Here is a 662-nt window from a genome sequence, read left to right as displayed (position 1 = left end):
CGAGCCGCGACGGAAGACTAGGCAGGCAAAGCCGGGGGACTCTCAGGTCGGTCTAACGTCCCGGGAGACGGCAGCAGGTGGCGATCGAGTGACCGCCCGCCAGACCGGTGGCGACTCCGGCCAGCCGGCAGATCCAGCCCGTCGTCTTGCCCGCGACCACGGCGGGGGCGAAACCACCGATCTGCAGACCGGCCGGGCCGGAGCAGCCACCGCCGGTGGCGGTGTAACCGGCGGGGCAGAAGGCTATGATGTTCTGGAATTCCAGGTTCAGCAGTGGCGCCTCCTGGGCGACGGCGGTGCAGTCCAGCGCCGTGGCGACCGGCTCCATGTAGTAGCCGGAGACGTCGAGGACCACCTGCGTCTGCGAGGTGCTGAACACCGAGAACTGGGTCGCGCAGCCCGGACGGCACAGCTTGAGGATGACCGAATTACCGATATCGGAACCGACGAAATTGACCGTGGCCGCATTCGGCCGATCGGTATTCGCGGGCCAGGCCACCAGATAACCCACCGGCTGCACGGTATTAACCGCCACCACGTTCACAGCGATCGCGGATGCGTTTTCCGGGATACCGCAATTGGTCGCCGAGCCGCCCTGGGCGGTAAAGTTGGTCGCGGTCCAGCCGACGAAACTACGCGTCCCGTTCGCGGCGAGAGGACCA

The 662-nt window shown here is 66.6% G+C and carries 1 protein-coding gene; it reads right to left on the bottom strand.

Annotation, left to right across the window (positions count from 1 at the left end):
• Positions 1–52: 52 nt before the first annotated feature.
• A partial coding sequence (locus tag LG367_RS18380; protein WP_226470728.1) for a hypothetical protein occupies positions 53–662 on the bottom strand: 610 nt, incomplete at its 5' end.

The organism is Luteimonas panaciterrae (genome assembly GCF_020511115.1).
GTDB lineage: Bacteria > Pseudomonadota > Gammaproteobacteria > Xanthomonadales > Xanthomonadaceae > Luteimonas > Luteimonas panaciterrae.
This window is presented reverse-complemented; position numbering and strand designations above follow the sequence as displayed.